The following is a 19148-nucleotide window of genomic DNA, read 5'->3' on the forward strand; positions in this document are numbered from 1 at the left end:
CAACAAGCTGAGAATCTTGCAGAATTTCTCATAGGTAAAAATAGTGATTTTAATAGAGTAGAGAACCCTTCCGACCAGCGGAAGGGTTCTTTGTTTTAATGGGGAATTATGGTAGTGTTGTTGAGTTGAGAGCGATACAGAAGGAGGCGCTTATAGTTGGAAGAGGTGTTGGCAACGTTGCCGGAAAAAGGGAAGAAGAGAGAAGACGATATTACGCGATTGAGTCATGTGGAAGCACTCCTTTATCTTGCCCACCATGAGAAAGGGAAATGCAAAAAAGCGGCGTTAATGGTCTTGGTTGGGGATACTGTTTAAGAGTTATTGTGTACTATTGGAAAGTTTGAGGTTGACATAATCTGCACTATTTTGCTAGTATGTATCACGAAATAAATTTTCCTTTAATACAGTCCAGAGAGGCTGAAAAGGGCTACGTGATATTTTTAGGCTGATAATATCTATGTCTTCGCATGCCCTTTTGCCCTCTGTGCAAGAAGGGCTTTTTATTTTGCTTAAGTACCTCTTTTAAAGGGAGTCCTGTGAGGCTTCAAAAGAGAATGGAAAAGTCTTGTGTAATCCATTCCCTCAAACACGCTAAAAGAGAGTTTTATCATCAAGAATTTGGAGGAACGCTAGAATGGATTATCGTAAGAAGACAGTAGTAGCTTCAGTAGCTGGTTTAACGTTGGAAGGAATGGACATTATGTTTGTTTCCTTTGCGATGACAATGATTATTTCAGAATTTAACATTGATTTCGCAACGGGTGGACTGATTTCTTCCATAACGAATATCGGCATGCTGCTAGGCGGTATTATTTTTGGGATTTTAGCTGATAAGTTTGGGCGGGTAAAGGTGTTTACGAATACCGTCTTGTTGTTTGCAATTGGAACGGCTTTAACGGGATTAGCAGCGAATATTGAACAAGTATATATTTTCAGATTTATCGCAGGTCTTGGCGCAGGAGGCGAATATGGAATTGGTATGGCTCTCGTTGCCGAGGCTTGGCCGAAAAACAAACAAGGACGAGCTTCTTCATATGTGAGTGTAGGTGCACAGTACGGCGTTATTTTAGCAGCGTTGCTAAGTGCTGTCATTCTTCCGTTCTTGGGATGGAGAGCTTTATTCTTTGTTGGAGTGGTACCTGTCATTTTCGCCGTTATTGTGCGAAAGAACCTGGAGGAATCTCCAGAGTGGCTGGCTGCCCAAAAAAATAAAGAAACCAACAAACAACATGAAAAAGGCAAGCTGGCTCAACTATTTGAAACGTCTAGAACATCGCTGACAACAATTTCATTGATTATTATGGCAACGGTGCAAATTGCCGGTTACAATGGTTTGATGATATGGCTGCCATCCATGCTGCAGAAATCTCAAGGTTTATCCGTTTCAAGTTCTGCTCTTTGGACCATTAGTACAGCGGTTGGCATGATTGTTGGGATGCTAGTATTCGGCTTGTTTATGGACCGTTTTGGTGCAAAGCGTGCTTTTGGCATCTTCTTGCTTGCCTCTGCATGTGCTGTGTTTTTATACTCCTATGCGGCTGGAAGTGTTGCCATTTTAATCGGAGGCGCGATTGTCGGCTTCTTCTCGAATGGCATGTTTGCCGGGTATGGAGCTTTAATTAGCAGCTTCTATCCTGTGCAAATTCGAAGTACGGCGACAAATACGATTTTTAACTTCGGTAGGGCCATTGGAGGGTTTTCGCCAATCTTTGTCGGCTATATTCTTCAAAGTTATGATATGACGGTCGTCATGATCTACTTAGCCGCCTTATACTGCATTTCCCTTATCGTCATGTTGACTCTAAAAAAAGGACCAAGCGAGGTTTTGCAACCCGTTGAAGTTAAATAAAATATAAGCATGATAGAACGAATCCCACGCCATAGGGATTCGTTCTTTTTTTATGTAAGCCCGGTATGCATATGTACTCCCCTTACCCACCAGATTTATACGGAGAAGAATTTATCTGTGCTAATTGAAGAACTTCTTAACTTATTTGGCTAAGAAATCGGCTGTGAATTTTTCAATAAATCCATATTTTACCCTGAAAGAAGCCTCCGGGTATGGGATAATGTCTTTGGGATGGGTTAGGAAAACTTGGAGGAAATGATAGCGATGAAATTTATAATTCGAAAGATGAGAGAGCCCGACGATTATGCTGCGGTTGCGTTGCTGCTCAATACGGTTTGGCCGGAACCGATAACGGCAGAACTTTTGAAGGAAGAGGAGGACCAAATCCCTCCGGGAAAGCTGGATTACAATGAGAAGGGCGAACTGACAGGATGGGATCGTCCCAAATGGGTAGCAGAAGATGAGTCGGGGCAAGTTGTAGCTTACGCTATCGCTTGGAGGGCACCTTGGACGGAGCCGGGTGAATTATTCCTCACCCTTGTCGTACACCCGGAAAGCCGCGGGAACGGGGTAGGCAAGGCGATGTACGATACGCTTCACCAATGGGCGGCAGAGGTTAAAGCCTCTCATCTGACCGTTATTTTGAGAGAAACGGACGCTTCGTCGGCAGCTTTTGCCGAACGTCGCGGTTACATACAGGAGCGCCATATCTTCGAATCCGTTTTGGATCTGGCATCGTTTGACGACGACAACCTGTTTGTTGCGATTGAAGAGGCAGAACGGGCCGGAATTCAGTTCATTACATTAGCCGATGAGCCGGGAGAAGACGGGGAAAGAAAGCTCTATGAGCTGTACAAGGTCACGCAGCCGGATATACCGGGTTATTCCGGCGATTTCCCTTGGTTTGAAGAATGGAAGAAATGGAGCATTGGACAAAGCAGAGTGCGCCCGGAATGGATCCATATCGCCAAGGACGGCGACCGCTACATCGGTGTCGTCACATTGCAACAGAACGAGCAGACGCAGGCGATGTATCATGAATATACCGGCGTTCTGCCGGAGTACCGGGGCCGCCGCATCGCGCTTGCCTTAAAGCTGCTCGGCATTCAAACAGCACGTGCATGCGGAGTCCCTTATTTGAGAACGCATAACGATTCCATGAACGTCCCGATGCTTCGAATTAACCGTGATCTTATCGGTTTCCGGGCGGAGCCCGGGAATTACAAGATGGTGCATAAGCTGTAAACATCAACAATTGGAGAAAGAGGAAACAGAAATGGAAATACAAAAAATCAGGAATAGAAATATTCTGTTTACGTATCGGCAGCCTGCTGGTTGGGATTTAAATGTTCAGCTTATTCTCGGCAATCGGTACAATTACATCATCGATACAGGCTTGGGCTCTTTGAGCATGGAGCCTGTCAAAGAATACATAAAGCATGATACCAAGCCCATCATCGTCATCAACACCCATTACCATTGGGATCACATCTGGGGAAACAGCTCGTTTCGAAACTGCACGATTTTATCTCACACGAGCTGCAGGGACATGATCGAGATACATTGGGAAGAGATGATGCAGAAATACGGGCATTTTGTTGACGGTGAAGCCGAAAAACTTCTTCCCGATCTAACTTTCGAACAAGAGATCTACTTTCCCGATGACCAAATAAGAATCATGTATACACCCGGGCATACCGCGGACTCCATCAGCGTTATGGATGAATTGGAAAAGGTCATTCATGTAGGCGATAATATCGGTGACTCGATGGAGGAGCTTGTTCCAAGCCTCTATGGTGAAAAAGACGACTATATCAAGACTCTTTTAAAGTATAAAGAAATGCATATGGAACTTTGTGTGTCAGGGCATAATAGGGTTACGGAAAAGCAGGTCTTTGACAATATCCTGGATCTCTTATAAGGGGTTCCCCAACATTTTAACGGAAGTAGACACTAAGTACTATTTAATAGTTATCCAAAAAGCCGGTTTTCCTCTCTAAGGAATCCGGCTTTTCATATTCATTGGACACTTGTTATGTCTAGCGAGAATTTATTCATAGCATCTAAAGATGCGGAAAATGCTTATAGCAGTCGACTAGAAGGATGTACTAAATTTGAAATAGCAAAGAGGGGCGAGGCCCCTCTTTCATTTGTCTACACTTCACTCTCTTCCATCGCTCGGATTGACTCGGCGACCTTGGCCATCATCGAGCATTCGATCCGTTTGCGGAACACGTCACAACTAAACTCGTAAATTCCGTTGATGGAACCCGTCGCATGCAAAGCATTGGCAGGGCAGCCGCCACTGCAGTAGAGTTTAGCCCAGCACCCCTTACACTCCGGCTTCGTGTAACAGTTGCTCTCTTGGAATTGGCATTGCAGCTCAGGCCGCGTGATGCCATCCCAGATGTTGCCCATGCTGTACGCTTCATCCCCGACAAACTGGTGGCAAGGGAACAGTTCGCCCCATGGTGTGACAGCGAGATATTCTGTGCCTGATCCACAGCCCGTGATCCGCTTCTGAATGCACGGTCCCTCTGAGAGATCAAGCATGTAATGATAGAAGGTAAACCCTTTGCCATGTTTGCTGCGCTCAATCATTTCCTTGGCGAGAATTTCGTACTGATTGTATATCTCCGGGAGATCCTTCTCGGTAAGCGCATAAGGTTCCCGTGGATCACAGATGACCGGCTCCATCGAGATTTTGTCAAAACCCAGATCTGCGATATGGAAGATGTCGTTGGTGAAGTCGACATTGTTCCGCGTATACGTTCCCCGTACATAGTATTCTTGATCTCCGCGCTTCTGGATGAATTCCTTGAACCTCGGCACGATAGAATCATAGCTGCCCTTGCCGGTAACGGTTGTGCGCAGCCGATCATGTACCTCTTTTCTTCCATCCAAGCTCAAGACGACATTGTACATTTCCTGATTTAAAAACTCGGTAACTTCATCGTTGAGCAGCATGCCGTTCGTGGTGAAGGTGAAGCGGAATTTTTTCTTCCATTCCTTCTCTTTGCTTCGTGCGTATTTTACAATCTCTTTGACGACTTTCCAAGCCATAAGCGGTTCCCCGCCGAAGAAGTCGATATCAAGGTTTCGGTGATGGCCAGAATTTTCGAGTAGATAATCGATAGCTCTTTGCCCAACCTCTACGCTCATAATTGCTCGATCACCATTGTATTTCCCTTGGCTGGCGAAGCAATACTCGCACGACAGATTGCAGGTATGTGCGACATTGAGACAGAGCGCCTTTACATACGTTTTACGTGTTTTTAAATGAATAGAAAGGTCTTCATAGGCATCCTCTGTAAAAAGCTGCTCATTCTTAATAAGTTCCTCGACCGCTGAGATTGTCTCCTGAATGCTTTCTTCTGAATATTGTTTTTCCATCATGAACGCCAGGATTTGTTCGGGTGTCTCATGTTCATAAAGCGCAATAACTTCATATGCCAGGTCATCAACAACATGTACAGAGCCACTATAGGTGTCGATTACGATGTTGTATCCGTTCAGTTGATATTGATGAATCATACTGTGAATCAAGCTCCTTTTTACTACAAATTGCAGGCGGCTATTCAGCAGAAACTCACCGCCGTCCTTGTAAGGACGGCGGTGAGTTTCTTTGCCCATTTGTTATTTGTTCATTGCGTTCTCACAACGCTGATTAGCTACGCCGCAGGAAGTCTTGCAAGCAGATTGGCAAGATGTCTGGCATGCGCCGCATCCGCCGTGTTTTGCAGTGTCCATCAGTTTGCGTGTGCTTAGTGTTACGATTCTTTTCATCATGAATAACTCCTCTACCATTTCGTGAATTCGAATAAACTCGCTACGTTGAACTATGGTAACAGCAACTTGGAATACTCAACAATCAAAAAGGTCACATTATTGATTGGTGTGGCATATCATTATGCTTCGGTTAACTCTGTCTACTATCCAATCAGAAAACAGCAGTAAGATTAGATATGTGGGAACATCGGAAGTAACGAAACGGAGTTGAAAGAAAATTTTGAACTTCACCGTTTAAGTCTGGCACTTTTAAAATGGTATCGTGATTTATCTCAATCTAAAGACATTGTGTTTTATTGGACCAACGACTTCTATATCACGGGCATGGAAAATCTAATGGTCGTGGCCCCTAGGCATGGTTGTTTATGGCATAAAAATAAGCTAGGATGAAGATACCTTATAATATGTAGTCACATGAAAGGTAACATATATAGTCATCATCAACTCGCCTGGAGGCTCTTCATCACATGGGATTTCGTGTCATCAAAACGGCTGCGGCAAGCCTGCTTGCCATCTTAATTACAGATGCCTTGAACATACCGGGGGCTACGTCCGCCGGTCTTCTTGCTATACTCGGCGTTGACGTCACGCGAAAACGGAGTGTGCGCTCCATATCGTCCAGATTGTTCGCTTCATTGCTGGGCCTGGTGCTGGCGTGTATTCTTTTTTATTTTCTCGGTTTTCATTATTGGGTATTGGCTTTATACATATTGCTTGCATTTCCCGCGATTTCGAAGGCGAACTTCAAGGAAGGCATTGTAACCAGCTCGGTCGTGGTGTTTCGGGTGTTTCAGGGGGAAGAGATCGGTGTGGACATTTTACTCACCCAAGTAGAACTGTTAATTATCGGTCTCGGATCGGCCATGCTTGTGAACTTGGTTTATATGCCGAACAGCGAGGGAGCGATGATGGAGATTCGCCGGAAGGTGGACGGGCTCTTCTCCGTCATATTCCATCATTTCTCGCTTACGCTTCGAGATCCCGAACATATATGGGACGGTAAAGAGCTGATTGAGGCTAACCGGCAGATTGAAAAAGGAATTGAAGAAGCGAAGCGGGCATCGGAGAATCAGATGATTCATCCGGACGGCTCCTGGAACATCTATTTTTATATGCGGAAGGAACAGATGGAGAATATCCAGAGCATGATGCATCAGATATCCCAGGTTTACGAGCGGCTTCCTCACGGCGTGCTGACGGCGGAAATATTCGATCAGTTAAGCAAGGATGTCGTTGCCGAAGGATATACGGGCAAGTCCGAAGGACTGCTGATTGAGCTGGAGGACAGGTTCAAGGAGATGGAACTGCCGACGACCCGCGAAGAATTCGAGGTCCGGTCCGCCATCTTGCAGTTATGCCATGAGTTGGAATACTATTTGAATATTTCGAAGAAGTATAAGGCACCCACGGCGAAAAAACCGCAGAAGCGCGCGGATTCGGCCGTATAGCTCAGGGATTTGCAAAAAAAAATCTGATATTTTTAGCATCATATGAATTTATTTGGACCACTTCATTCAACATTCGCCCATGTCTTGCATACACATGTATGGAATGATTGTATGGAGGAGGTTCGAAGATGTCATTGAGTCATAAACACCAATGTAGAGAAATCATCACGAAGGCGATCTGCGGCAAGGGTCGTAAATTCTCTACCGTAACACATACCGTGACTCCGCCTAATAATCCGACCAGTATTTTGGGGGCTTGGATTATAAACCATCAATACGAGGCGGTTGCCGCCGGAGACGGAATTGAAGTTATTGGTACTTACGATGTTAACATCTGGTATTCCTATGACAAAAATTCACAGACCGATGTGGCGAAAGAAACGGTATCGTATGTAGAACGCGTGCCTCTTTCTTATCTGGATCCGAAGCATCGTGCATCCACGGTGGAAGTGTCGGCTGAAGCGACACAGGAGCCGAGCTGCGTTGAGGCCAGCGTATCCTCGAATGGCACGAGTGTTATTCTGCGGGTGGAGAGAGAGTACGCGGTGGAGCTGATTGCCGAAACCAAGGTCGTCGTCAAAGTATGCAGCCAACCTCACGGCGACTACGAGGACAAAGAATTCGATTACGTCCTGGGAGACGAAGTCGATGATTACGAAGACCTTGATTACGAAGGTCTGGAGGATGAACTGTAAGATAACCCTCCTGTAGGAATGATTCTAATCTTAGCATATGCAGTGAGGGCAGCTTTGCGGAGGGCGGATGCCCTCTTTTTTATTTTTTTTTACAGGGGGACTAGGAGATGGCTCCATTTAAAGTAAAACCAGCTGCTGTAAAAGAATATGTACCATTAAAGGGAGCTGCTGTGCTCCTCGCGCAAGCACGTCTGATCAGATCCGGGATACCGTGCTCTCTGGGCTTGAGTACAGTTGAGGAGAAGCATTTCACGGCCAGGTACGCGGTTCATGTCGAGCAGTTGTCCGCAGTTTCGATCCGCTCTTATCAGCTTGGCGGCAGCGAAGTGATATTTGAGCCCGATCCCGAGAACGGGAGGTATGAAGATGGCCTGCATCGGAGATTGGAGAAAGCGGCCCTGCGGTCGCTGTATACGCTGGGTGTGGATGAAGGAGAGGTCATCATCACGGCCAGGCCCGGGCGAAAATACGTAGTCGAGGATGTCCGCATGAAAGCGGGCCGGAATAAAACCGTCATGAGTGCCAAAGGCCAACAGGCGGCAGGTTTTCACGCGCATAACGAAGACAGTGAGTTTCCTTTGACTCCGCCGCTGCTCATGGGGATGGATCCCGAGTTTGTGCTGATGAAGGATAACGGAGACATTGTGTATGCATCCGAATTTATGGAGCGTGGCGGATCGGTCGGCAGTGATGCTGTTCGTTTTCGGGGTGAGGTCATTTACCCCATTGCCGAGCTCAGGCCGTTACCCAGAGCGAAGCCGAAGGAGTTAATGATAGAAATGCAAAAAGCTCTGCGTCAAGCCCAGAGCCTGATTACCGATCATTCACTGACATGGAGGGCAGGAGCTCTGCCTTATGGTGATTTCCCGCTAGGCGGCCATATTCATTTCAGCGGAGTACCGCTCTCCCTGTCCCTTCTTCAGACCCTGGATAATTATCTGGCTCTGCCGCTGGCGCTGCTCGAAGACCCCAAGGGGCGTCTTCGCAGACCCCGTTATGGTTTCCTGGGCGATTTTCGGAGGCAGCCGTATGGCGGGTTTGAATACCGTACGCTTCCCAGCTTTCTCGTTTCGCCGCTTGTCGCGAAGGTGTCACTCTATGTTGCCTATCTGGCAGCTCGGTACAGCGACCGCTTGCTAGCGAGGCCATTCAATACGGAACGTTACCATCGCGCCTATTATGAAGGCGACAAGTCCGTGCTTCAAGAATGTATTGCAGGCTGGCACAGGGATTTGTCGGCACTGCCGGAATATTCGGACTTTGCTCGTGAAATCGAACTGGCTCTTGCGCACATGGAGGCGGGGCGCGTTTGGGATGAGAGCAGAGATATCAGGCCGCTGTGGAATATTCCCGTTTAAGAGGTTGTTCAAAAAGTCCGATTTTGATCACGAAGTGAATCAAGAAGCAACTCGGCATCGAATCTTGAATTCATCCGGGCCTTCCGGTGCTCACGTACAAACTACGTACGCTCCGCTCCTCACTCCCTAGCTTCATCCAACCTTCTCGGTGCTGAAAACCGACCTTTTTGAACGCGCACGTTAAACCGTGATGCCTTGCGATCAATTTCTGTTATAATGGAGGTCAAGCTAGAAGGTAATGGAGGTACGTCATGGCTAAATATACGCCGATGATTGAACAATATTTGAAGGTCAAAGAACAAGCGCGCGATGCGTTTCTTTTTTTCCGCTTAGGCGATTTTTACGAAATGTTTTTTGATGATGCGATCCTCGCGTCGAAGGAATTGGAGATTACGCTGACCGGCCGCGAAGGCGGCGGTGCAGAGAAAATACCGATGTGCGGAGTGCCTTATCATTCCGCGGAGGGTTACATCCAGCGGTTGATTGAGAAAGGGTACAAAGTCGCCATCTGCGAGCAGATGGAGGATGCTTCGGTCACCAAAGGAATGGTGCGACGAGAAATCGTTCGGGTCGTCACGCCGGGGACCATCATGGACGGCAAGGTCGTGCACGACAAATCGAACAATTACATGGTGTGCGTAACGGAAGCGGGCGGCTTGATGTCTTTATCGGCATGCGATCTGTCCACCGGTGAGCTTTATGTGACGTCAGTGCCATCTTCGGAGGAATGGCTTCGGGATGAGATTGGTCTCTATGAGCCTTCCGAGATCATTGGGGACGCAGCGCTTCTTGATATCATTTCATCTCAGGCGCTTCCAGGCAGCCGCAACATCGTTTATACGGCATGGGATCGTAGGGAGGACGCATTGGTTCGCACCCAATTCGGAGAACCGGCCTGGGCCCGCCTGGAAGAGGAGCGAAGAGCCTGCATATCGCTGCTGATCTCGTATTTAAGCGAGACGCAGAAGCGGTCACTGGGACAGCTGACGCAGATTGCTTCCTATGAACCGGGACAATACATGGTTCTGGATCCATTCACCAGACGCAACCTGGAGCTGGTTGAGACAGTTCGTGAGCGTTCAAAGAAAGGTTCGCTCCTGTGGCTTCTGGATCGCACGGAAACCTCGATGGGAGCCAGACTCCTGCGGCGGAGAATCGATAAACCGCTGCTGTCCCGAAGCCGGATTGAAGAGCGGCTGGAGGCTGTTGAGCATTTATATAACCAGTACATACTGCGTGAAGATCTGCGGATGGCGCTTAAAGAGATATACGATCTGGAACGGTTGGTTGGCCGGATTGCGTTCGGCAGCGCGAACGGACGGGATTTGAACGCGCTCAAGCTGTCATTAAGACAAATTCCTTCCCTGAAAGAGCTGTGTGCCCAGTCGGCTTCCGAGACGCTCCGCCGGGTGGCAGCGGATACGGATATTTGTGACGATTTGTGTGAACTGATCGAGAATGCGATTGTTGATGAACCGCCGGTGTCCGTGCGTGACGGAGGCATCATCAAGCCGGGCTATCACGAGCGGCTGGATGAATTTCGTGAAGCGAGCACCAGCGGCAAACGCTGGATCGCGGAGCTGGAAGCGAAGGAACGCGCGGCTACGGGGATCAAGTCGCTGAAGATCGGCTACAACAAGGTGTTTGGCTATTATATCGAGGTGACCAAGTCCAATCTGTCGTCTCTGCCGGAAGGCCGCTACGAACGCAAGCAGACGCTGGCGAACGCGGAGCGTTACGTCACGCCCGAGCTGAAGGAGAAGGAAGGTCTGATCCTGGAGGCGCAGGAGAAGATGGTGGATCTGGAGTACGCCCTCTTTACCGAGCTCAGGGACAAGCTAAATACCCAAGTGAGCCGGCTGCAGAAGCTCGCTGAGCGAATTGCCGAGATTGACGTCTACCAATCGTTGGCTGCGGTCAGTGCGGAATACCGGTTCGTGAAGCCGGAACTGAGCGAAGGTTATGATTATATCGTTGAAGGCGGTCGTCATCCTGTCGTGGAAGCCGTCATGAAGGATTCATCGTTTATCGCGAACGGAACGGATTTGCGCAAGGACGGCTCCTCGATCCTGCTTATTACCGGTCCGAATATGGCTGGAAAAAGCACGTACATGCGCCAGGTTGCCTTATTATCGATTCTGGCCCAGATGGGCTGTTTTGTCCCGGCAGAGCGTGCGGTTGTCCCGCTGGTCGACCGGATCTTTACCCGCATCGGGGCGGCTGACGATCTGATCGGCGGCCAGAGCACCTTCATGGTGGAGATGGCGGATATCCAGGTCATGACGGAAAAAGCGACGCCCCGCAGCCTGATCATCATTGATGAGCTTGGACGCGGTACGTCGACGAGTGAAGGCATGGCAATCGCACAAGCCGTGATTGAGTATGTGCATGACCATATCGGCTGCAAGGCATTGGTATCAACGCATTTCCATGAGCTTGCCCATTTACAGGAAAGCCTTGGCGGTCTTAAAAATTATTCCATGGCGGTTCAGGAAAGCGGAGACAAAGTGCATTTCCTCCGCAAGCTGATCCCTGGCGCAGCCGACAGCAGCTACGGCATTTACTGTGCGAGATTGGCCGGCTTGCCCGGCAGTATCATTGATCGCGCCTATGGGCTGCTGCAGGGCCTGGAGATGGCCTCGCTGGCCGCGGTGGCATCGGAGCAAGGGGCTGTGATGCAGCGCGAGCAGCCAGCTGCCGCACCTCAGTCCGATGAAAGACGAAGCGGACCGGAAGCTGTGTATGAGCATCGAGAAGATACAACGCTGTATGCTGAAGGCTTGGGCGGTGCTGACCAGAAGGGCGGCGTGGTGCAGCTCTCCATTTTTGGCGAGGAGGAAGTGCCTGAATCGAGTGCTAAGCCTGGTAAGGATCAGCAATCGATGCCGCAGGAAGCATCTCAAGATCCTGCCGTTAAGAGCCTCATTGATGCCGTTAAGGGAGCGGACGTGATGAATATGACGCCGCTTCAGGCCATGCAGTTCCTGAATGACCTGAAGCTTCAAGCGAAGGATATGTGATTTAGCATAGGAATGAAATGAAACGGAGGTAGGAACGATGGGGATTATTCGGATTTTGGACGAGCATATTGCAAACCAGATTGCTGCCGGTGAGGTGGTGGAGCGACCTGCCTCCGTTGTGAAGGAGCTAGTCGAGAACGCCATTGATGCCGGGAGCACCAAGATTGACGTAACGGTTGAAGAAGGTGGACTGGACAGCATTCGCGTAACGGATAACGGTGCCGGCATTGATCCGGAGGATTGCGAGACGGCTTTTTATCGTCATGCAACGAGCAAAATCGCTGAAGGCCGCGATTTGTTCCAAATCACCAGCCTTGGATTCAGGGGCGAAGCCCTGCCATCCATTGCGGCTGTATCCAAGGTACGTCTGGTTACCTCCAATGCTCAGGATGGGCGCGGGCGTGTGATCGAGATCGAAGGCGGTCATCTGCGCGTGAACGAAGAGACGGCCGCACCCAGAGGAACGGATTTCCTCGTGAAGGAATTGTTCTTTAATACGCCGGCAAGGCTGAAATATATGAAAACAATCCAAACGGAGCTGGGGCACATATCCGACTATTTGTATCGCCTGGCCCTCTCCCGGCCGGATATTGCCTTTACGCTCAGGCACAATGGAAACTCGCTGCTGCAGACGCTGGGCAATGGCGATGCCCTTCAGGTCATTGCGGCCATATACGGTACCCAATCGGCCAAAGCGATGCTGCCGTTTGAAGCGGAGAATATGGATTATACGTTAAGCGGATATATTAGCCGCCCGGATTATACGCGGGCAAACCGTAACGGCATGTCGCTCATCATTAACGGGCGGTATATTCGGAATTACGGCTTAATGCAGGCGATTTTGAGAGGTTATCATACGCTGCTGCCGATCAACCGGTTTCCGCTCGTTGTCATTCAGCTGTCCATGCACCCCTCGTTGATCGATGTGAATGTGCATCCATCCAAGCTGGAGGTGCGGTTCAGCAAAGAGCAGGAGCTGTTCGCTTTTGTGGAGGAAGAGATTCGCAAGGTGCTGCAGCAGGAAATCCTTATTCCACGTCCGGCCAAACAAAATATTGGCAAAAGCGACAACGCCTATATCCAGGAACAGCTGCAATTTTCTTCTGCGCAAGGTCGTGCCTCTGCGATCGGCAGCGGTAATGAACGGGATATCGCGATCCCAGGAAGCGGCGAGCTTTCCACTGGTGGAAACATGCCTCTCCATGCGCCGCCTGCGTCGACACGGCCGGAGGGTCAGGTATTCACCCAGTCTGAGTCCAATATCAAGCAGACTTATGGGGCCGGAACAGCAGGAACAGCTGCCACCTCGCAAATGCGGGAAACGGCAGCAGCTTCTTCTTACCGCAATGATTACCGCAATGAGACCAGGGGGAATGCCGGAATTCCTGCCATAACGAAGGAGTGGCTGCAGGCGGCCTCAGGACCGGCTCCCGAGATTCCGCCATTTCCGGAACTTACGCTTATCGGCCAGCATCACGGCACCTATCTTATAGCACAGAATGATACCGGGCTGTACCTGATTGATCAGCATGCCGCACATGAGCGGATTAACTACGAGTATTACTATGAACAGTTTGGCAACCCGGCAGACGCATCCCAGGAGCTGCTGCTGCCGATTACGTTGGAATTCACGCCCTCGGAATCGGAGAAGGTGAAGGAACGGCTGCATTGGTTTGAGAAGGTTGGCGTTTATATGGAGTTTTTTGGCGGCCATACCTTCCTGGTTCGTTCCCATCCGTTCTGGTTCCCTAAGGGCGACGAGAAGGCCATTATCGAAGAGATGGCTGAATGGGTGCTGAGCGAACGCAATATTGATATCGCCAAGCTGAGAGAAACCTCGTCGATCATGTGTTCCTGCAAGGCTTCCATCAAAGCCAATCAGAAGCTGACGGAGCAGGAGGCGATGACGTTGATTCAGCGTTTGGGCGCCTGTCGGCAGCCATACACATGTCCGCATGGACGACCGATCGTGGTTTCGTTCTCAGCTTATGATTTGGAGAAAATGTTTAAACGCGTGATGTAACAGCAAGGAGGACCTTCATGATTATAACAACTGGAGAAGCGGAAGCGCCGGACATTGTGGAGCGCGCGAGAAGTTTAGCCCAAGAAATCGGCTGCCGTTATGTCCAGCGCGGCGGTCATTCATTGCGAAAATTAGCCCGCAGGTTCGGAGACGATGACGTGCTGGTCGTACTGAACGGACATGTACGTCTAAGCGGACCGGATGGGGCGGTCATGGAATTTCATCCGAGTATGGGGTTTGTCCGATTGAAACGCGTGCTGAGCGGAAAACCCGATCCCATGCTGGAGGCTTCCGGAATGGAGGAAGGGGATTCCGTACTGGATTGTACGGCCGGGCTTGGAGCCGATTCCCTGGTATTCTCGGGCAGGGGCGGGGCGAGCAGTCAGATCACTGCCCTGGAGAGCTCACTGCCCTTGTATGCGCTGCTGAAAGAAGGGCTGCGGACCTATGAAAGCCATCTGGAGGCCAGTGATCAGGCGATGAGGCGAATCGAGGTCAGGAACAGCCATCACCTGGATTATTTGAAGTCGCTGCCGGACCGGAGCGTAGACATTGTTTATTTTGATCCGATGTTCCGTGAACCGATCGCCGAATCGGCTTCGATCCATCCTCTAAGGAATTATGCAAATGGGGAGCCGCTGGAAATGGAAAGTGTGAGAGAAGCGGTTAGGGTCGCGCGCAAAACCGTCGTGATGAAGGAAGCGCGATCCAGCGGAGAGTTTGAGCGGCTTGGCTTTACATTGCCTGAACGGGGAAAATCGAAAATAACGTACGGAGTGATTTCCATTGACAGATGAAACCAAACCGAAACTGCTCGTTCTCATCGGACCAACAGCTGTAGGTAAAACCAAAATGAGCATTGAGATCGCGAAGGAATTCGGATGCGAGATTATCTCCGGCGATTCGATGCAGGTATACCGGGGCATGGATATCGGAACGGCCAAAATTTCCGTGGAGGAAATGGAAGGCGTTCCTCACCATCTCATTGATATTCACGAGCCCGATCACCCCTATTCGGTAGCCGAATTTCAGGAGCAGAGCCAGAGGCTCATTACGGAGATTACGCAGCGGGGGAAACTTCCTTTTATTGTTGGCGGAACCGGGCTTTACGTGGAGTCGGTGTGTTACGGCTATCAGTTTAGCGAGACGGGAGCGGATGAAGTTTTTCGGGAAGAGCAGTTCCGCTATGCCAACGAGCATGGAGCCGAGGCTCTGCATCAAAAATTGGCAGAGGTTGATCCTGAAACGGCCGAGCGGCTTCACCCTAATGACCTACGTCGGGTCGTTCGTGCTTTAGAAGTATTTCATGTGACCGGCGTCCCACTTTCGACCCAACTGGCACCTCAAACCAAGCAATCTCCCTATGACTTATGCTTGGTCGGTTTGACAATGGACAGGCAAATGCTATATAACCGTATTGAAGAGCGAATTGATCTTATGCTGAGCCAGGGACTTGTTGATGAGGTGGCGGCGCTCATGAACAAAGGGTTCGCTCCGGGGCTTGTATCCATGCAAGGGCTGGGTTACAAGGAAATCGTTTCGTACCTTAGCGGGGAGTTCAGCTACGAGGAGGCCGTCGTGCTGCTTAAGCGCGATACACGCCGTTTCGCTAAGCGGCAGCTATCTTGGTTTCGCCACATGAAGGACATCGAGTGGGTAGACGTCACCGACTCGGGAAATTTTTCTGCAAACTATCAAAAAATCCGTGCTATAATAGCAGGAAAGTTTCACTGAAATCTTGAATATATTTTCAAAACAATCTAAATGAACCATTGGGGGTACGGCTAATGAACAAGTCCATTAACATCCAAGACACGTTCTTGAACCAACTGCGCAAAGAGAACATTCCGGCCACGGTATACCTTACAAACGGCTTTCAGATCCGTGGAACGATCAAAGCTTTTGACAATTTTACCATCGTGATTGACAGCGACGGCCGTCAGCAAATGGTGTACAAGCATGCTATCTCCACGTTCATGCCGCAGCGTAATGTGTCCCTGATGCAGGATAACAGCAGCGAACAATAGATTTTAGAATGGATTCATAAAGAGCAGAATCATACCGTAAATGATTAATTTGAAACTTTTTGGCTTATATTTCGTTTAGCTTATAAGGAGTGCAGAGAGCAACCTGAGAAGGTTGTTCTTTTCTTTCCGAGGCATGACTTGAGTCAGAAGGCTTGATCCCGCAAGGGAGTAAGGAGGGGGACAAATGGCTGGAAAAGATAATCAGATGTCACGGTTGAACAAAAACAAAGACAACCCGAAGACATCCAAAACCACGAAACCGAATGCGAAGAAGAAAAAAGGCAAAGGAAAGCGAATTGCATGGGCATTGTTTTTTACGGCTGTCATTGCGATCTTCTGTGCACTTGCAGGTTATTTGTTCATCTTGATCAGCGGTGAAAAGCTGCTGGAGCAGAATCAGGATAAGCTGACCGCTTACGGAACTTCCAAGGTATATGACCGTAATGGCACGCTGATGGGCGAACTGTCCCTTCAGAAGAGTGATCCTGTGAAGTACGAGGATATTCCGGAGCTATTGGTACAAGCATTTATTGCAACAGAAGATAAACGGTTCATGGAGCATAACGGCGTAGACATGTGGTCGATCGGCCGCGCAGCGGTAAAGGATGTCATGGCCCGTTCCATGGTCGAAGGCGGAAGTACGATCACGCAGCAGCTGGCGAAGAACATATTCCTGACAAGGGATAAAACATTCTTCCGGAAGGCGACTGAAATGTCGATCGCGCTGGCGCTTGAGCGTAAGCACAGTAAACAGGAAATTATTGAGATGTACTTGAACCGGATTAACTTCGGGGGGCCTTATTACGGCATCAAAGCCGCGTCCGAGCGTTATTTCGGCAAATCGGATCTGAAAAAACTGGAGATATGGGAAATAGCAACACTGGCGGCAATGCCGAAGGGGCCGTCCCGATATAATCCGCTCAAGAACCCTGAGCTCTCCAAAGAGCGTCGCGCGGTGGTATTGACTTTGATGGAACAGCAGGGTTATATCACGGCCGAAGAGGCGGCGAAAGCCAAGAAAGTGGACTATGCGTATACACCGCCTGAAAGACAGCAGAAATATACAGCGTTTATCGACTATGTAATGGAAGAAGCCGAAGAAAAATGGGGCCTCACCGAGGACGATGTTAATATTGGCGGTTATCAGATTTACACAACGATGGACGTGAATGCCCAGACGGCAATGGAAGAAGAGTTCAAGAACCCGGAAAACTTTGAAAAAGGTCCTGATGACGTACCCGTTGAGGGCTCCATGGTCATCATTAACCAGGAGACCGGCGGGATCGTAGCGATGTCCGGTGGACGGGAATATACGCGCGGCGGGTTCAGCCGGGCTACCGACAGCCGTCGTCAGCCGGGCTCCGCCTTGAAGCCGATTGTATCGTATGCACCGGCGCTGGAATCCGGGAAGTTTACGAAGGACTCCAGATTGAGTAATAAACAGCAATGTTTTGGCACCAACTATTGCCCAAGAAATCTGCACGGATATTCGGAGACCATTGGTATGCCGGAAGCGATTCAGCGTTCCGAGAACATTCCGGCCGTATGGCTGTTAAACCAAATCGGCGTAAAAACCGGATTCGAGTTCGCTCAGAGTCTCGGCATCAAGATGACCGAAGGCGACGCGAACTTATCCCTGGCCCTCGGCGGAATGAATACCGGTACGAACACATTCGAGATGGCACAAGCTTTCAGCGCCTTTGCTAATGGCGGAGAATTCAAAGAGGCTTTTGCAATCAAGCAGATTAAAGATAACAAAGGCAAGGTTGTGCATGAGAACAAAGGCAGCAAAGGGAAGCGCGTGATGAGCGCTTCGACGGCTTCGCAAATGACAGACATGATGAAGCGCGTCGTAGAGGACGGAACGGGTAGAAATGCCCGGATTAGTCGTCCGGTAGCCGGTAAGACCGGAACCACGCAGAGCGGCTATAAGGGCGTCAGCTCAAACCGCGACGTATGGTTTGTCGGATATACGCCGGAGTTAACCGCAGCTGTGTGGATGGGTTATGATAACCCAGACCGGCAGCATCTGCTGAAACGAAGCAGTTCGATCTCAGCTTCCTTATGGGGCAAAGTGATGGAGAAGGCGGTTCAAGGCTATGAAGCGAAGAGCTTCCCGAGTACCGAGCCGGTAAAGCCACCTGTTGAAGAAACGACGTTAACCGCAGTCAGCGGTTTGACGGGCTCCTATAATGGGGAGACTCAGACCGTATCACTGAGCTGGAATCCGGTTCAGGGCAACGTGCAATACCGCGTGTATCGTAAGGAAACGTCGGAATCGGAATACACCCCGATTCTCGATGCCTTGAACGGTACATCCATTGAGGATTTGAGCGCAATGGAGGGATTGACCTATGATTATTATGTGACTGCTATAGACCCGTCAACGAGCCAAGAGTCGGCACCTTCGAACATCTTGCAAATTGTGGCCGTTTCCGAGGAATTGCCGCCTGAGGATCTCGAGCCCGATCCGGGGGACATCGAGGAACCGCCTCCGGTTGATGAAGGTGACAACGGAGCAGGCAATGAGTTCCCTCCTGGGAATGAGAATGGCAACGGGAACGGAAATGGCAACGGTAATGGCGAGCCAGGCAATGGGAATGGTGAAGGCCCAGGGAATGGCAACGGAAATGGTAATGGTAACGGTAATGGAACGAACCCTCCTGACAATGGAAACGGAGCCGGGAATGGCCAAGATGGTCAAAATCCTGGCAATGGATCTGATGGCTCAGGAGATGGATCTAACCATGGTGACACAGGCACTGGAGGAACCGACACCGATACGGGCAATATTACTACGGTACCGGGAACGATTGTGGATCCGTCGGATCCGGTTGATGGTTCTGACGAGTTCCAAGATAGTCCATAATGAACTTGAGAGCCTCCGCATGATTGCGGGGGCTTCTTTGTTTTGAGTGTGAAACCCAAATGTGGTAAGC

The 19148-nt window shown here is 49.6% G+C and carries 15 protein-coding genes; 13 read left to right on the top strand and 2 right to left on the bottom strand.

Features of this window, described 5'->3' with window-relative positions; translation table 11 throughout:
* The first annotated feature begins 156 nt into the window (after positions 1-156).
* The 4 genes from CRG97_RS33065 (at position 157) to CRG97_RS12295 (ending at position 3770) form a co-directional block, all read left to right on the top strand.
* On the top strand, positions 157-315 hold the full coding sequence (locus CRG97_RS33065) for a hypothetical protein (protein WP_161952926.1): 159 nt from the start codon (positions 157-159) through the stop codon (positions 313-315).
* 319 nt (positions 316-634) lie between these two features.
* The gene (locus CRG97_RS12285) at positions 635-1849 is read left to right on the top strand and encodes an MFS transporter (protein WP_098743209.1); all 1215 of its coding nucleotides are present in this window, start codon (positions 635-637) and stop codon (positions 1847-1849) included.
* A gap of 264 nt (positions 1850-2113) precedes the next feature.
* Positions 2114-3094 (top strand): GNAT family N-acetyltransferase, encoded by a 981-nt coding sequence (locus CRG97_RS12290; RefSeq protein WP_161952927.1) that lies wholly within the window; start codon positions 2114-2116, stop codon positions 3092-3094.
* 31 nt (positions 3095-3125) lie between these two features.
* Entirely contained in the window at positions 3126-3770 is a 645-nt protein-coding gene (locus tag CRG97_RS12295; RefSeq protein WP_098743211.1) for an MBL fold metallo-hydrolase, read from the top strand.
* 233 nt (positions 3771-4003) lie between these two features.
* On the opposite strand, the gene scfB is transcribed toward CRG97_RS12295, so the two are convergent.
* Positions 4004-5383, bottom strand: a complete 1380-nt coding sequence (gene scfB, locus CRG97_RS12300; protein ID WP_098743212.1) for a thioether cross-link-forming SCIFF peptide maturase — start codon at positions 5381-5383, stop codon at positions 4004-4006.
* 102 nt (positions 5384-5485) lie between these two features.
* Positions 5486-5635 (bottom strand): six-cysteine ranthipeptide SCIFF, encoded by a 150-nt coding sequence (gene scfA, locus CRG97_RS12305; protein WP_076321126.1) that lies wholly within the window; start codon positions 5633-5635, stop codon positions 5486-5488.
* Between the two features lie 470 nt (positions 5636-6105).
* Here scfA and CRG97_RS12310 point away from each other — a divergent pair, with 470 nt between their 5' ends.
* From CRG97_RS12310 to CRG97_RS12350, 9 genes are all read left to right on the top strand, one after another.
* Positions 6106-7086, top strand: a complete 981-nt coding sequence (locus CRG97_RS12310) for an aromatic acid exporter family protein (RefSeq protein WP_098743213.1) — start codon at positions 6106-6108, stop codon at positions 7084-7086.
* Between the two features lie 128 nt (positions 7087-7214).
* Positions 7215-7781 (top strand): outer spore coat protein CotE, encoded by a 567-nt coding sequence (locus CRG97_RS12315; RefSeq protein WP_098743214.1) that lies wholly within the window; start codon positions 7215-7217, stop codon positions 7779-7781.
* A gap of 107 nt (positions 7782-7888) precedes the next feature.
* The gene (locus CRG97_RS12320; protein WP_098743215.1) at positions 7889-9139 is read left to right on the top strand and encodes a putative amidoligase domain-containing protein; all 1251 of its coding nucleotides are present in this window, start codon (positions 7889-7891) and stop codon (positions 9137-9139) included.
* Positions 9140-9390: 251 nt separating this feature from the next.
* Positions 9391-12159, top strand: coding sequence for a DNA mismatch repair protein MutS (mutS, locus tag CRG97_RS12325; RefSeq protein ID WP_098743216.1), 2769 nt, complete (start codon positions 9391-9393; stop codon positions 12157-12159).
* Positions 12160-12196: 37 nt separating this feature from the next.
* The gene (gene mutL / locus CRG97_RS12330) at positions 12197-14182 is read left to right on the top strand and encodes a DNA mismatch repair endonuclease MutL (RefSeq protein WP_098743217.1); all 1986 of its coding nucleotides are present in this window, start codon (positions 12197-12199) and stop codon (positions 14180-14182) included.
* A gap of 17 nt (positions 14183-14199) precedes the next feature.
* Positions 14200-14979: a class I SAM-dependent methyltransferase gene (locus CRG97_RS12335; RefSeq protein WP_098743218.1), complete on the top strand. Its 780-nt coding sequence runs from the start codon at positions 14200-14202 to the stop codon at positions 14977-14979.
* Positions 14969-15916 carry a tRNA (adenosine(37)-N6)-dimethylallyltransferase MiaA gene (gene miaA, locus CRG97_RS12340; protein ID WP_098743219.1) on the top strand — a complete coding sequence of 316 codons (948 nt, stop codon included), beginning with the start codon at positions 14969-14971 and terminating at the stop codon, positions 15914-15916. The genes CRG97_RS12335 and miaA overlap by 11 nt, the downstream gene beginning before the upstream one ends.
* 53 nt (positions 15917-15969) lie before the next feature.
* Positions 15970-16209 (top strand): RNA chaperone Hfq, encoded by a 240-nt coding sequence (gene hfq / locus CRG97_RS12345; protein WP_076321134.1) that lies wholly within the window; start codon positions 15970-15972, stop codon positions 16207-16209.
* A gap of 184 nt (positions 16210-16393) precedes the next feature.
* Positions 16394-19078: a transglycosylase domain-containing protein gene (locus CRG97_RS12350; protein ID WP_098743220.1), complete on the top strand. Its 2685-nt coding sequence runs from the start codon at positions 16394-16396 to the stop codon at positions 19076-19078.
* The last annotated feature ends 70 nt before the right edge of the window (positions 19079-19148 follow it).

The sequence above is a fragment of the Paenibacillus sp. EZ-K15 genome (genome assembly GCF_002573715.1).
GTDB lineage: Bacteria > Bacillota > Bacilli > Paenibacillales > Paenibacillaceae > Paenibacillus_AQ.

Bases quoted from the DNA above. Each gene is read 5' to 3' on its own strand.
- CRG97_RS12285 (WP_098743209.1), top strand. From the start codon at position 635: ATGGATTATCGTAAGAAGACAGTAGTAGCTTCAGTAGCTGGTTTAACG.
- CRG97_RS12290 (WP_161952927.1), top strand. From the start codon at position 2,114: ATGAAATTTATAATTCGAAAGATGAGAGAGCCCGACGATTATGCTGCG.
- CRG97_RS12295 (WP_098743211.1), top strand. From the start codon at position 3,126: ATGGAAATACAAAAAATCAGGAATAGAAATATTCTGTTTACGTATCGG.
- scfB (WP_098743212.1), bottom strand. From the start codon at position 5,383: ATGATTCATCAATATCAACTGAACGGATACAACATCGTAATCGACACC.
- scfA (WP_076321126.1), bottom strand. From the start codon at position 5,635: ATGAAAAGAATCGTAACACTAAGCACACGCAAACTGATGGACACTGCA.
- CRG97_RS12310 (WP_098743213.1), top strand. From the start codon at position 6,106: ATGGGATTTCGTGTCATCAAAACGGCTGCGGCAAGCCTGCTTGCCATC.
- CRG97_RS12315 (WP_098743214.1), top strand. From the start codon at position 7,215: ATGTCATTGAGTCATAAACACCAATGTAGAGAAATCATCACGAAGGCG.
- CRG97_RS12320 (WP_098743215.1), top strand. From the start codon at position 7,889: ATGGCTCCATTTAAAGTAAAACCAGCTGCTGTAAAAGAATATGTACCA.
- mutS (WP_098743216.1), top strand. From the start codon at position 9,391: ATGGCTAAATATACGCCGATGATTGAACAATATTTGAAGGTCAAAGAA.
- mutL (WP_098743217.1), top strand. From the start codon at position 12,197: ATGGGGATTATTCGGATTTTGGACGAGCATATTGCAAACCAGATTGCT.
- CRG97_RS12335 (WP_098743218.1), top strand. From the start codon at position 14,200: ATGATTATAACAACTGGAGAAGCGGAAGCGCCGGACATTGTGGAGCGC.
- hfq (WP_076321134.1), top strand. From the start codon at position 15,970: ATGAACAAGTCCATTAACATCCAAGACACGTTCTTGAACCAACTGCGC.
- CRG97_RS12350 (WP_098743220.1), top strand. From the start codon at position 16,394: ATGGCTGGAAAAGATAATCAGATGTCACGGTTGAACAAAAACAAAGAC.